Genomic DNA, 13,537 nt, shown 5'->3' on the forward strand with positions numbered 1-13,537 from the left:
ACCGTGAACGGACTCCTTGTTGGACTTGGCGGCGCGCTCGGCGCGGGCGCTCGCTACTTGCTGACGGTCGGCGCTGCGCACCCGCCCGTCGTCACGCTCCTTATTAACGTGTTCGGCGCGTTGGCGCTCGGATTTATTACTGATGTCTTACCTGAACGGGCCCGGCTCTTTGTGGGGACGGGCGTCCTCGGCGGATTCACCACCTATAGTGCACTGGCCGTTGACACGGTGCAGATGCTGAACGAATCGGTACTGCTGGGTTTCGCCTACGCCGTATTCACAGTTATTGCCGGTATTGCCGCTGCCCTATTAGGCCGCCTCGTAGCGCAGCTGATACGGGGTGGTCACTGATGGTAGAGCTACTGGCAGTCGCTATTGGCGGCGGGTTTGGTGCTGCCGCGCGCTACGGCGTCGACTCTCATATTCCCAAGCCTTGGGGAACGGTGGCCGTCAACTTTGCCGGATCCTTCCTGCTCGGGCTGCTCGTCGGCGTGCTGCGCGGCAGTGATGCGTTCAGCGGCGGCGGAACGCTGAGCGACGGCGGCAAGTTCTTTTACGCGCTTGCAGGAACCGGGTTCTGCGGTGGTTTCACCACGTTTTCAACTGCCGCAGTGCAGTCCATCGACATTGGAGTCACCGACGATTCGCTGAACGGAGGAACCTACGCGCTCATCATGCTCGGCGGCTCGGTAGCCTGCGCGGGGCTTGGCATGGCACTGGGCGTGTTGCTTGCACGATAATGGACGAGCACCACGGCCGAACGCGGAGGCACGTGCAACGTGCCCGACTCCGCCTCCCACCGGGTGGTAAGCAACACCGGGTCTGCACCCGGGCGATTCGTGTGCACCGGTGAGAGCGTCAGGTCCACCCCTGCCATATCTTCGATCTGCTGCGAGAGCACATGCGGCGCCGCATTGATTGCGACGAGCAGGCCGGCCTGCACCGGATCAACCGGCGTGCCGACCGTGTCATCAACTCTCATGATGATGAGCCCGGCCTGCTGGTCTGGACCCGCGCCCGGGAACGACACCTTCTCGCAGATCGCATCCGCATCACCCAACGTGAGCAGGCGGTGGGCTCGGCGCAGCCTGAGCAAGTCCAGCGCCTGAGCGCGCGCCGTCGCAATATCCTGCGCGCTTGCCACGTTCGCCGGATTGTTCAAGTACGGGGCCATTGCCGCCCACTGTGACTCGTTATCGGGCGCGGGTGGCAAGCCGACACCAAAGTTGTGCGTGCGGCCAGAAAGATCCAGGCGGTTGAAGTGATCGCCAGAGTTATAGGAGTTCCGGTCTAGCGATTTCGAACGCAACAATTCGGTTCCCGCATGCCAAAACGCCGGCGACTGGCCGAGCATCACTGTCGCGAGCGCCACCGTATTCATCCGAATTCGGGTTGCCATCGGGGTATCCGCGGGAAGTTTCCACACGCCGATGTCGAACAGGGTTTCGTTGTCGTGGGCATCTACGTAGTTCACGGTTTCGTCTGGGCGGCTGGCATAACCTGCTGGGCTGCCCCGGAAGTCGAATTCAGCGCCAGACTTGTGCTGTCCATCGCTGGCTAGGAATCGGTAGTGCCCCAGGTTGCCTGCCATCGAGAGCCGGATGAGATCCTGGTGATAGCGCAGCGCCGCCAGTTCGGCATCGTCGGCGGCGTTGAGCGCGTTCGGGGCAGTGTATTGGCCTGTTGCGAAACCTTGGCGGGCAGACTTGTCGTGATCGAAGGGTGCCCCGCCCACGACGGCGTCACGCAACCTATCGTTAAAGGTTCCGATGCCCGTTCCGTCCAGCTGCCCTTGGGTGGCCTGTGTGAAGCGCAGGTTGTGCTGGACGTCGTCGCCGAAATTCCAGCCCTCGCCGTAGATATAGATGGCCGAACCGTCCACGCCGTCGGCCTCTAACGTCAACTCGTTGAGAGCCGCACGAACGGCGTCCATGTTCGCTCGAGAATGGTGCCCCATGAGGTCGAAGCGGAAGCCGTCAACCCGGTAGTGCCGCGCCCACGTGACCACCGAATCGACCATGAGCTTTTCAGCCATCACGTGCTCGGTGGCCACGTTCGGGCAGCACGTGGAGGTGGCTACCGCACCCTGCGGGGTGAGGCGGTGATAGTAGCCGGGCACAATCCGATCAAGCACCGATTTTTCGCCCTGCCCCGAACACGCCGTGTGGTTAAACACCTGATCGAGAACCACTTGAAAACCCATCGCATGCAAGGCGCCTACCATCTGGCGGAACGCGTAGGTGCGTGCTCCCCCGGTCTGATTGCCGTCCGAAGCGTACGAACCTTCTGGCGTGGTGAAGTGATACGGGTCGTAGCCCCAGTTGTAGGCGTCCCGATCGGCGGTGGCCATCACCGCTGCCTGCTGCTTCGCCGACGCCGGGCCCGCTTGCGGAATAACCGGTTCAGCTTGACGATCTCGCCGCTCCTCTATGGTGGCGATATCGAAACTGGGCAGCAGGTGGATCGTGTTCATACCTGCCGCTGCCAATTCGCGCAGGTGGCGCACCCCGTTCGTGTTATCGAGCGCGAACGCCTGATAGGTGCCTCTCAGGTGGTGTGGCACGGTCTCATCAGACATTGAAAAGTCGCAGATGTGCAGCTCGTAGATCGTCCGCTCGCACGGATTGTCTATCGTGGGCGCGGCAGCGTTCAACCACATGTCTGGCATGTAGTGGGGATCGTTAAGATCGAGCACGATCGAGTGCGTGGAGTTCACGCTCAAGCCCACCGAATAGGGATCCGTAACAACGTTACGCTCCACCTTGCCGGTCTGCGGCACGTAGACTTCGACCTCATACCTGTAAGCACAACCCATCCACTCAGCTGCACCCACAGTTTCCCACGTGCCATCGTCCGCGCGCTCCATGTCAATCAGCACGGGAGTGTGCGCGCCCTTACTAGCGTGCTCCCCCGAGCGCGTTGGCGGGTTTGCGCCGAGATCATCTGAAAACAGTTGCAACCGCACCTTACGGGCCGTGGGCGCCCACAGTCGAAACGTAGGAATCCCGTTCCTAAACGTCACTCCGAAAACACGCTCACGTGCCGAACCCGCGTAAAGCGAATCGAGCACGCCGGGGATTTGCATGTGCGTTGCGGCCGCAATCTGTCCGCTTGCATCTCTTGCCGCTACGATGAGATCGCTCTTAAGCGCTTTTTCGATCTCGGAGCGCTCCATGATGACACGCAGTGAAAGATAGTCCTTAAGGTGGCGCCGGTTCTCGAGCTGCGCGGCGCCCAGGCGAGCTGGAGTGTAGGTAAGATCAGCTGACTTGTGAGCACCTACCCACAGTTCGAAGCTGTATTGTTCGGGGCGGTCCACCATGTATGACGGCCAGGCGATAGTCGCCTCATCGATCCAATGCGCTGCGGCTTGATCGAGTCCGGGCACGTGACCGAGTATCGGGCGCGGCTCGGGCGTACACATGGGAACCTCCTGGGACAATTCGGCTACCAGAACCCACCATACCCGGCTTGCACCGGAAACTTTTCCCGCTCTAGCGGGTTATCTTCGTATATTCCAAGATCTCCGGCTATAGCGCAAAAAGTTTCCGCTCACACCGTGTGCCGAGGCAAAAAGAGTGGACCCTACCGGACTCGAACCGATGACACACGCGGTGTAAACGCGTTGCTCTACCAACTGAGCTAAGGGTCCGCCGAATATCTTAACCGCAGGTAGCACGGAAATGAAACTCAGGTGGCCAATTCGACCCCTGTGAAAATCGCAACGCACCACACCGGGCACCGATTGTATGCAAACGGGCCAGGCGAGTCAGCAACACGCCGCAATAGGCAGCAAGCGCAAACTAGCGAACGATCTGGAAGGCTGTCCACCCCGAGGGCAGATAGCGGGTCGTGGTGACCATGAGACCAGCCGTGCGTGCCGCCTCATCAACATCTTGCATCGACACCGAGTAGTCCTGGCTTGGGTCAGGAACCATGAGGAGGATTTGCGCGGTGTCGTCGGCAAGGCCGGCACAACAGTCCACGAGCAGATCTGCCAGGTCGTCTTGATCGCCGTCGTCGGACCGCCACCAGGCGATCACACCATCTGACGATCCGCGGTAGTCTTCATCTTCGAGCTGTTCGCCGGTGATGTCTTCGATTGTGGAGCGTAACTCCATGTCAACGTCGTCGTCGTAGCCAAATTCTTGGATGAGCTGGCCACTCTTGAAGTCAAACTCCTTACCCGTTGCCCGGGACACTTGTGCCGCCTTTCGCGTGATTTTTCAAAGCAAACACTATTTTAGTGCGCTTCGTTGATAATACGTAACTTCTGGGCACGTGCCAAGGGCATAAGCGCGACACGCCGTTTCATTCAGTGAGAGCGCTTCGGAGATGTTTTCCAGATTACGGTGTGATCTTCGCACTAAACCGGTAACCTATATATCAACGCATGGTTTGGTCGACCATGCTGACGAACATACAGAGGAGTAATCGTGAGTCAACAGCCAATTAGGCCGCTCATCAATGGTTTGCTTAGCCAAGTACCGGATATTGATCCGGACGAAACCCAGGAGTGGGTGGAGTCCATTGAAGGGCTCATTCAACATCAGGGAGCTCCACGCACGCGTTATATTTTGACAGCGATGCAAAATCACGCGCGCCGCCGCGGGATCACGCTTCCACCAAATATTGTGACGCCATTTGTGAACACCATCGGCATCGATGACGAGCCGTACTATCCAGGTGATGAGTCACTGGAAAAGGAGATCCGCCGCTGGACGCGTTGGAACGCTGCGGTGATGGTGACCCGCCAGCAGAATCCGGATATCGCGGTGGGCGGGCACATTTCGTCCTATGCAGCTCAGGCCACGCTCTACGAGGTGGGCTTCAACCACTTCTTCCGTGGTAAGAACGCGCCCGGTGGTGGCGATCATGTGTTCTTCCAGGGTCATTCCTCGCCAGGTAACTACGCGCGTGCCTTCTTGGAGGGCCGCTTGACCGAAGCGGACTTGGATTCGTTCCGCCAGCAGTTCTCGCGCCGCTCGGGTGGTCGCGGTCTGCCGTCGTACCCGCACCCGCGTCAGATGCCGGACTTCTGGGAGTTCCCCACCGTCTCGCTCGGTTTGGGTCCGATTTCTGCGATCTACCAGGCGTGGTACAACCGTTACCTGCACGAACGCGGCCTGAAGGATACCTCGCAGCAGCATGTGTGGGCGTTTATTGGCGACGGCGAAATGGACGAAGTCGAATCTCGCGGCGCGGCACATTTGGCGGCGTCGCAGAATCTTGACAACCTGACGTTCGTGATCAACGCAAACCTGCAGCGTCTTGACGGCCCGGTTCGTGGTAATGGCAAGATCATTCAGGAGCTCGAAGCATCGTTCAAGGGCGCTGGCTGGAACGTCATTAAGGTGATCTGGGGCCGCGAGTGGGATGAGCTCCTGCTGGCAGATAAGGATCGCGCACTGGTCAACCTTATGAACGAGACCGTGGACGGCGATTTCCAAACCTTCAAGGCCAACGACGGCGCGTACGTGCGCGAGCACTTCTTCGGCCGTGATCCGCGCACAAAGGCGATGGTTGCTGACTGGTCGGATGAGAAGATTTGGGCGCTGCGCCGCGGCGGCCACGATTACCGGAAGGTTTACGCAGCTTACAAGGCGGCCGTGGAGCATACCGGTCAGCCGACTGTGATCATTGCGCACACGATTAAGGGTTACGCGCTTGGTTCTAACTTCGCTGGTCGTAACTCGACGCACCAGATGAAGAAGCTGAACTCGGATGATCTGAAGCTGCTACGTGACACGCTCGAGCTGGATATCTCTGACGATCAGCTTGAAGATCCGTTCCACGCGCCGTACTTCAAGCCCTCGCCGAAGAATCCGGCTCTTGAGTACATGCATGAACAGCGTCGTAAGCTGGGCGGCTACTTGCCGGAGCGTCGCGTAGTCCAGCAGGGCATTACGATGCCTGCGGAGAAGAATTGGAATTCGCTCAAGCGCGGTTCGGGTAAGCAGAAGGTTGCGACGACGATGGCGTTCGTCCGTCTGCTCAAGGATTTGCTGCGTGATAAGGACTTCGGCTACCGGATCGTGCCGATCATTCCGGATGAGGCGCGTACCTTTGGTTTGGATTCGATCTTCCCGAGCGCGAAGATCTTTAACGTCCATGGCCAGAACTACACGGCTGTTGATTCGGACCTGTTGCTGAACTACAAGGAGTCCACGAAGGGTCAGATCCTGCACACCGGTATTACCGAGGCGGGGTCGAACGCTGCGTTCACGGCCGTCGGTACGTCGTATGCAACGCACGGGCTGCCGATGGTTCCGGTGTACATCTTCTACTCGATGTTCGGTTTCCAGCGTACGGGCGATCAGTTCTGGCATGCTGGCGATCAGTTGGCGCGCGGCTTTATCATGGGCGCGACGGCGGGGCGTACCACGCTGACGGGCGAAGGCTTGCAGCACATGGATGGTCACAGCCACGTAATTGCCTCGACGAACCCGGCCGTGGTCCAGTACGATCCGGCTTACGCCTACGAGATCCGGCACATCTTCAAGGATGGTCTGGTGCGCATGTACGGCGATGGTTCGGATGGGCGTGATCAGGATGTCATGTACTACATCACGATCTACAACGAGCCGATCCACCAGCCTGCCGAGCCGGAGAACGTGGATGTTGATGGCATCCTCAAGGGTATCTACCGTGTTGAGGCGCCGGAGGGTGACGGCCCGGTCGTCCAGCTCTTCGCTTCTGGTGTGGGTGTGCCGTGGGCGCGTGAGGCTCGCGAGATGCTGCGCAACGAATGGGGCGTGGCAGCCGGCGTGTGGTCGGTGACCTCGTGGTACGAGCTGCGTAAGGATGGCCTGGAGGTTGACGAGTACAACTACCTGCACCCGGAGGCCGAGCCGCGTAAGGCTTACCTGACGCAGAAGCTCGAGGGTGAAGCCGGCCCGGTTATCGCTACCTCGGACTTCGAGAAGCAGGTGCAGGATGCGATCCGCCCGTGGGTTCCGACCGACTACTACGTGCTCGGCGCGAACGGCTTCGGTATTGCTGATACGCGTGCTGCTGCTCGTCGTTACTTCCGTATCGATGCCGCCTCGATGGTTGTGCGTGCGCTGCAGGCGCTCGCTGACCGTGGTGAGATCGACCGCTCGAAGGTGAAGGAAGCCATCGACAAGTACGGGCTTGTCGCTCAGGACTAGCGAATACTAAACCCTCACGGTAGCACTTGCCGTGTAGGGACAACCCGAAAGGTGGGCTAGGCGCCATAATCGCCTAGCCCACCTTTGTTGTTGACTGCTGACCGCATAGACTTAACGAGTTAGCGGCTTTTGGTGAAGGATTTTCATGACGTTGTTTCGCATCGCGCGAGATTATCTTCGGAGCAAGAAACTTGCCTTTACGGCAATTATGGTTTTGCAGTTCGTGCAAGTGATTCTAAGTCTCGTGCTACCTGCCATCAACGCGCGTATTATCGACGACGGCGTGCTCACCGGCAACCAATCATTGATTTGGCAGCTCGGCATCGTCATGCTCGTGATCGCCGTCGTGCAGATCGTGGCGATGGTGGGCGCGATCTACATCGGTGCGAAAACGGCGATGGAGCTCGGGCGTGATCTGCGCACCCGAACCTTCCGGCAAGTGCAATCTTTCTCGGCGGTCGATCAGGCCAAATTTGGCGCGCCCACACTCATCACTCGCACCACAAACGACGTGAACCAGGTGCAGATGGTGATCATCGCCGGTTTTACGATCATGGTCATGGCGCCTCTTATGGGAATCGGCGGGGTTGTGATGGCCATCCAACAAAATGTGAAGCTTTCCGCGTTGCTCATCGTCGTCGTGCCATTGCTAGCGTTGCTTATCTTGACGATCATCCGGATTTTGGCCCCGCGCTACGAGTTGCAACAAAAACTGATCGACAGGGTGAACACGCTGCTACGTGAACAGCTTTCGGGCGTGCGCGTGATTCGAGCGTTCATCCGCCAGGATACGCAGCGGGAGAAGTTCGCGGACACGAATACTGCCCTGCGCCGGGTCTGGGTGGAAATCGGTGTGCTGTGGGCATTCATGATCCCCGCCTCGAACCTCATTGTCGGTTTCGCATGCGTGGCCGTCGTCTGGTTTTCCGGCCATCTCATTTCGGCCGGGGACATGCAGGTGGGAGCGCTCACCGCCTATATTTCATATCTGATGATGATCATGATCTCGGTGATGATATCGGGCATGATCGTCATGATGTATCCGCGCGGCGAGGTGTCGGCCAAACGGTTGCAGGAGATTTTCGACGTCGAACCCTCGATCACCGCACCAGCTTCGTTCCGGTCGCTGCCGTCTGGCCCGTTAACGTTCGCGCTCGAGAACGTCGGTTTACAGTATCCGGGTGCGCAACAGCCGGTGCTGCATAACATCAGCATGTCGTTTGTTCCAGGGAAGACGACGGCGTTGATCGGCTCCACCGGATCGGGTAAGTCCTCGCTGGTACGGCTCCTGCCTCGGATGCTCGATGCGACCACCGGGCAGGTGACCGCAGGCGGCATATCCGTTCGTGATGTGGATCCACACGAGCTGCGTTCGCGTATCGCCCTCGTGCCGCAGACCGCGTTCTTGTTTTCTGGAACGATCGCCTCGAACGTGGCCGGCTCGGCGTCGGCAAAAGACACGACTTCCCACGTGGATCGCGAACGGGTCGAGCGTGCCTTGCAGGCCGCTCAAGCCTGGGAGTTCGTGGAAAAGCTACCTGGCGGGATTGACGCCGAGGTGGAATCTGGGGGCAAGAATTTTTCGGGTGGCCAGCGCCAACGGTTGACGATTGCGAGGGCGATCTACCGATGCTTACCGGACGCCGCCGGGAAGCGGCAGGCCGACCTTCTGGTGTTTGACGATTCGTTCTCGGCACTCGACTACGTGACTGACGCACGCCTACGAAACGGCTTACGAGCCTTTATTGGCGACACCGCAGTGTTAATTGTGGCCCAGCGCGTGGCAACGATCCGTGATGCAGACGAGATTCACGTGTTGGAAGCAGGCACAGTGGTAGGTTCGGGCACGCACGATGACCTGCTCGCCACGTGTGAGACCTACCAGGAGATCGTGGCCTCCCAAATTGATATCGAGGCGGCACTATGAGCCGGCGCTCCAGGGTTAACCCGTATGATTCCAAGGCACGCGACGCGAAAGGCGCGCTTTTGCGCCTTGGTCGGCTGCTCAAACCGGATCGTTTCCGGATCGGGCTCACCGTAGTGCTGACGGTATTCGCGGCGGCCGGTTCGATCCTCGCCCCGAAGTTACTTGGTGATGCTACAAACGTGATCGTCGACGGCGTGGCCGGCTCCGGAGTCGATTTCGGCAAACTTGGCCAGGTGCTCGCCGTCGTCGCTGGACTCTACACGCTCTCAGCAGTCACTGACTTCGCAGCTGGGATTCTCATTCGGCAAACAGTGCAAAATCTTGGCTTCCGCTTGCGCCAAGCCGCGCAAGAAAAGATCGACCGGTTGCCGCTATCCTGGCTCGATGCACAACCGCACGGCGATCTGCTCTCCCGCGTAACGAATGACATCGACAACGTCACCCAGTCGCTCATGCAGACCCTCAACCAGGTGATTTATTCGCTCTACGTGCTCATCGGTGTGCTCGCGATGATGGTGTGGATATCGCCGCTGCTGACCTTGCTCTCGCTCGCGGTGCTCCCCTTCGGTATTGCCGCGCTCGTCGTCGTGTTGGGGCGTGCGCGACCCCAGTTCCGCAAGCAGTGGGCAAAAACCGGTGACGTGTCCGCAATCGTCGAAGAGTCCTTTACGGGTTTTGAGGTGGTGAGCGCCTACGGCCTTGAGGACGACTTCAGCGAAGTGTTCGCCGACGCCAACGACGAGCTTTTCACCGCAGGATATAAGGGGCAGTTCCTTTCCCAACTCGCCCAGCCGATCATGGGGTTTGTAGCAAACATCGGCTTCGTTATCGTCGCTGTTGCTGGCGGATTGCAGGTGATCAGCGGGAGGCTTAGCATCGGTGGCATTCAGGCGTTTATCCAGTATTCGCGCCAGCTCAACCAGCCGGTCTCCACGCTCGCCTCGATGGCGGCCATGTTGCAGTCTGGTGCGGCCTCCGGGGAACGCATTTTTGACTTCCTTGACTCCCCCGAAATGGAGGCCGACTCCACGGCGTCGCTATCCGAATTAGTTCCGAGCGGCGAGCGGCGCGGGCGGATTTGTTTCGACGACGTCGTCTTCGCCTACGAACCTGGCACGCCAGTTATTAAAGGGCTGAGTCTTAACGTGGAACCCGGCGATCAGGTGGCGATCGTGGGGCCGACCGGCGCGGGGAAAACCACGCTCGTCAACCTGTTGATGCGCTTCTATGAGATCGACTCCGGGCAGATTACCGTGGACGGCGTGTCTACCCGCGAATTCTCCAAAGATTCGTTGCGTGCCAACATCGGGATGGTGTTGCAAGATACATGGCTGTTCGAAGGCACGATTGCAGAGAACATCGCCTTTGGCAAGGACGGAGCTACACGAGAAGACGTCATCGCGGCCGCGCAGGCCACCGGCGTGGATCGGCTCATCCGCCAGCTGCCCGACGGCTACGACACTGTGATCGACGACGAGGGCGGCAACATCTCCGCCGGCGAGAAGCAGCTTCTCACCATCGCGCGTGCCTACTTGTCCGATCCGGCCGTGCTCATTCTTGATGAAGCCACGTCCTCCGTTGACACACGCACGGAAATGCTCGTTCAGCGCGCCATGGGTGAACTTCGCAGCGGGCGCACGTCGTTCGTCATCGCCCACCGCCTGTCTACCATTCGCAACGCGGACGTGATCATCGTGATGGCCGACGGCGACGTCGTCGAACAAGGGACTCACGAGGAGCTGCTCGCCCAACGCGGCGCATACTACGACCTGCATCAATCCCAGTTCACCAGCACTGACTAGGCGCTGGCAATGGGTATGCGCCGGAAGAGCCTAGTGGTAACGGAATAATATGCCGAATAGCTCGGTTTAAGCGATGCCGTTCTCGCGTGCGTCGAGCAGGATCTCGAGCACCTCATCTGCGGTGCTGGCCGTACGCCAGGCGAGCTTTTCTTCCTCCGGCCACGAGTCTCCCCACGTGGCGAGGATCGTGCGGATGCCGTGTAGCCGGGCGCCCTCGATGTCGTAGATGCGATCGCCGACCATCACGACGTCGTCGCGAAGTGGGCTGTCCATCCCCTGCTTCTCGCGTACGCCAACCTCGAGGAGGCCGGCGTCGTGAAGACGCGTCAGTGCCGTGGCGACGACGGCGGGTTTGCCAAGCTCGACCTCCCCGGGCAGCGAGCCGCACAGCACGTCGAAATAGTCGGTGAGCCCGAGGTTCTCAACAACAACTTTGGCGACGTCTTCCATTTTGGATGTGGCAAGCCCGACGGCGAAACCCGCGTCCCGTACCGCGCCTAGGAGTTCTGGCACGCCGTCGAACACGGGCGTAGCGTGGTGAACTTTGGCGTATGCGGCCTTGTAGTGGGCGATATAGCTCGTGATCTCATCGGCTGGAACACCAAGGTGGGCAAACGACTCGTTGAGCGGCGGGCCCACGTATCGCCTGTAGGCGGAGTCGGGCTGGTCGAGGCCTGCAAGTTCCCTCATCGTGTTGCCGATCGTCCGCGTGATAATCGGGGCAGAATCTGCAATTGTGCCGTCTAGATCAAAAAGAACTGCGCGTAGCATTCGCACCTTTCCTCGTGGTCTGGAATTGAACGTGTATGAAGTTGTGTAAAGGTTCTAAATGTCGAACATGGAGATGTCGCCGGCGCCAACGCGTTCGATAATCGCCTCACCGCTCGACAGGTCGATTACCGTGGTTGGGCCTTCCTCGCCCACCGGGCCTTCGACGACGACGTCAATCGCGTTGCCAAGCCGGTCGTTGACGATCCAGCCTTCAGTCATCGGCTCGTCCTCACCGGGCAAGATCAAGGTGGATGACAGCAGCGGCGCGCCGAGTTCAGCAAGGATTGCCTGCGTGATCTTATGATCGGGAATGCGGGCGCCGACGGTGTTTTTCTTCGGGTTGAGAGTCATCCGCGGCACTTCCTTCGTGCCCTTCATGATGAACGTGTACGGGCCCGGGGTCAGTGATTTGATGAGGCGGAAGAACGAATTATTGACGATGACGAGCGATCCGAACTGCGCGAAGTCGTGGCACAGCAACGTGAAGTGATGCTTGGCACCGACTTGGCGAATGGTACGAATACGCTCCAGCCCGTCCTTGTTGCCGAGCGTGCATGCGATTGCGTATCCGGAATCGGTGGGCAGGGCGACGACGTCGCCGTCGCGTAACCGATCAACCACCTTGGACACGAGGCGCGGCTGCGGATCTTCCGGGTGAATCTCAATAAATGCGGCCATTAGTCCTCCTTGTTCATGGTGGCGAGCGCGATCGATAACTCGTCAATGAGGTTATCGGGTGCGCCCGATTCTTTAAGAATGTCAATATACCCGCGCGCTTCATCGACCTTGTTGGCAGCGAGCGCGGCGTTAACCAGCTCTTCGCCAACGGCTGGCGTCTGTTTGTCTGGTTGCCAGCGGCCAAGGCCCAGTTGGATAGCCGCATTGTGCTGGCCTGTTTCGCGCAACAGCTTCACGCCTTCTGCGAGTGCCAGACCGGTGTCGTCCCTATCCGCCGCAGTTTCTAGATAGCGGCGTGCCGCCTCGGAGTCTTCTTCACCAGCTAGGCGAGCCAGTTGCACGAGCGGGTACCACGCCCGAGAATCCGAACCGATCTCTTCACTCAGTGCCCACAGCACCAGTTCGGGATCTGTTTTTTCCGCGATGTCTTCGCTGACCAGCTTGTCGCCAGTAAGCGGATCGGCGGGGTTGCGAACCGTGTCGCTATTCTTGATGATCGAAGCCAGTTCCTCAAAAGCAGCGATATCATTAGGATCGTTCGACAGTTGATCGCGTAACGCTGCTGCTCGTTCAATTTCTGGCATGTCGGCGCCGCGGTGAGTTCCATCGAAGAGCTGACGCATGAGTTCTAGAAATGCCATACGGTAATTCTAACTGATTCACATGGGCCACGGATGTTATCGGGTGAAGGAGCGGTCATGGTAAGCAGGCACGATCTAGCATTGGCACGCACGCGCGTCCTACTCGCAGATATTGCGCCCGAAATCCCTGAGGCTGAGATCGTACCCGAAGCTCGTATGGAGGCTGACCTGGGGCTGGACGTGGTGTCCATCTGGGCGCTTGCCACCGGCTTGGAGAAGCTGGCGAAGGTCGAGATCGTCGACGCCGCCATTGCTGAGGCCACGACCATCGGCGATCTCATGGAGCATGCCCTGTCTGACGTTCCGCTTGACTACGAGATGGTCGACGACGGCGAGGGCACAGATAGCACAGGTGGTGACGACCAGCTGGCGGATGGCGGCGCGGCATCTGGCGAGCAGGCTAGTGGCGAGTGTGCTGACGGTGAGATCGCCGATGATGAGCTGATCGACGGTGAGGATCTCGACGCCGCACTTGCCGACCTCGCAAACCTATTCAATTCCTAGCGGCGTGAATGCCTAGCGGCGTGCTAGGCGCGTGCCGACGCCCGCCGTCGTCGTGAGCAATAA

11 protein-coding genes and 1 tRNA gene are annotated in these 13,537 nt (G+C 59.3%); 6 read left to right on the top strand and 6 right to left on the bottom strand.

Annotated features, from left to right (window positions below):
* The first annotated feature begins 3 nt into the window (after nt 1-3).
* Nucleotides 4-351 (top strand): fluoride efflux transporter FluC, encoded by a 348-nt coding sequence (locus EL234_RS01170; protein WP_126415751.1) that lies wholly within the window; start codon nt 4-6, stop codon nt 349-351.
* A complete protein-coding gene (locus EL234_RS01175; protein WP_126415752.1) occupies nt 351-740 on the top strand; it encodes a fluoride efflux transporter FluC in 390 nt (129 codons plus the stop codon). Before EL234_RS01170 ends, EL234_RS01175 begins: the two co-directional genes overlap by 1 nt.
* Here EL234_RS01175 and pulA read toward each other — a convergent pair.
* The 3 genes from pulA to EL234_RS01190 form a co-directional block, all read right to left on the bottom strand.
* Nucleotides 662-3,388: a pullulanase-type alpha-1,6-glucosidase gene (pulA, locus tag EL234_RS01180; protein ID WP_164712280.1), complete on the bottom strand. Its 2,727-nt coding sequence runs from the start codon at nt 3,386-3,388 to the stop codon at nt 662-664. The two genes, EL234_RS01175 and pulA, sit on opposite strands and share 79 nt — an antisense overlap.
* Nucleotides 3,389-3,579: 191 nt before the next feature.
* A tRNA-Val gene (locus EL234_RS01185) sits at nt 3,580-3,652 on the bottom strand.
* Nucleotides 3,653-3,803: 151 nt separating this feature from the next.
* Nucleotides 3,804-4,202 (bottom strand): DUF3052 family protein, encoded by a 399-nt coding sequence (locus tag EL234_RS01190; protein WP_126415754.1) that lies wholly within the window; start codon nt 4,200-4,202, stop codon nt 3,804-3,806.
* 234 nt (nt 4,203-4,436) lie between these two features.
* On the opposite strand from EL234_RS01190, the gene aceE reads away from it, so the two are divergent.
* The 3 genes from aceE (at nt 4,437) to EL234_RS01205 (ending at nt 10,880) form a co-directional block, all read left to right on the top strand.
* Nucleotides 4,437-7,151, top strand: a complete 2,715-nt coding sequence (gene aceE, locus EL234_RS01195) for a pyruvate dehydrogenase (acetyl-transferring), homodimeric type (RefSeq protein WP_126415755.1) — start codon at nt 4,437-4,439, stop codon at nt 7,149-7,151.
* A 145-nt stretch (nt 7,152-7,296) separates the two neighbouring features.
* On the top strand, nt 7,297-9,078 hold the full coding sequence (locus EL234_RS01200) for an ABC transporter ATP-binding protein (RefSeq protein WP_126415756.1): 1,782 nt from the start codon (nt 7,297-7,299) through the stop codon (nt 9,076-9,078).
* Nucleotides 9,075-10,880 (top strand): ABC transporter ATP-binding protein, encoded by a 1,806-nt coding sequence (locus tag EL234_RS01205; protein ID WP_126415757.1) that lies wholly within the window; start codon nt 9,075-9,077, stop codon nt 10,878-10,880. Before EL234_RS01200 ends, EL234_RS01205 begins: the two co-directional genes overlap by 4 nt.
* A 66-nt stretch (nt 10,881-10,946) precedes the next feature.
* Here EL234_RS01205 and EL234_RS01210 read toward each other — a convergent pair whose 3' ends face one another.
* Genes EL234_RS01210 through EL234_RS01220 form a run of 3 tightly spaced genes read right to left on the bottom strand, consistent with a single transcriptional unit; the run spans nt 10,947 to nt 12,970 of the window.
* Complete coding sequence (locus EL234_RS01210) at nt 10,947-11,651, bottom strand: HAD hydrolase-like protein (protein ID WP_126415758.1); 705 nt, start codon at nt 11,649-11,651, stop codon at nt 10,947-10,949.
* Nucleotides 11,652-11,705: 54 nt separating this feature from the next.
* Nucleotides 11,706-12,329, bottom strand: a complete 624-nt coding sequence (locus EL234_RS01215; RefSeq protein ID WP_126415759.1) for an L-threonylcarbamoyladenylate synthase — start codon at nt 12,327-12,329, stop codon at nt 11,706-11,708.
* The gene (locus EL234_RS01220; protein ID WP_126415760.1) at nt 12,329-12,970 is read right to left on the bottom strand and encodes a hypothetical protein; all 642 of its coding nucleotides are present in this window, start codon (nt 12,968-12,970) and stop codon (nt 12,329-12,331) included. The genes EL234_RS01215 and EL234_RS01220 overlap by 1 nt, the downstream gene beginning before the upstream one ends.
* A gap of 57 nt (nt 12,971-13,027) precedes the next feature.
* Between EL234_RS01220 and EL234_RS01225 the strand changes: the two genes are divergently transcribed.
* Nucleotides 13,028-13,474, top strand: a complete 447-nt coding sequence (locus EL234_RS01225; protein ID WP_126415761.1) for an acyl carrier protein — start codon at nt 13,028-13,030, stop codon at nt 13,472-13,474.
* Nucleotides 13,475-13,537: the final 63 nt, after the last annotated feature.

It is taken from the genome of Trueperella bialowiezensis (assembly GCF_900637955.1).
GTDB classification, from domain to species: Bacteria; Actinomycetota; Actinomycetes; order Actinomycetales; family Actinomycetaceae; genus Trueperella; species Trueperella bialowiezensis.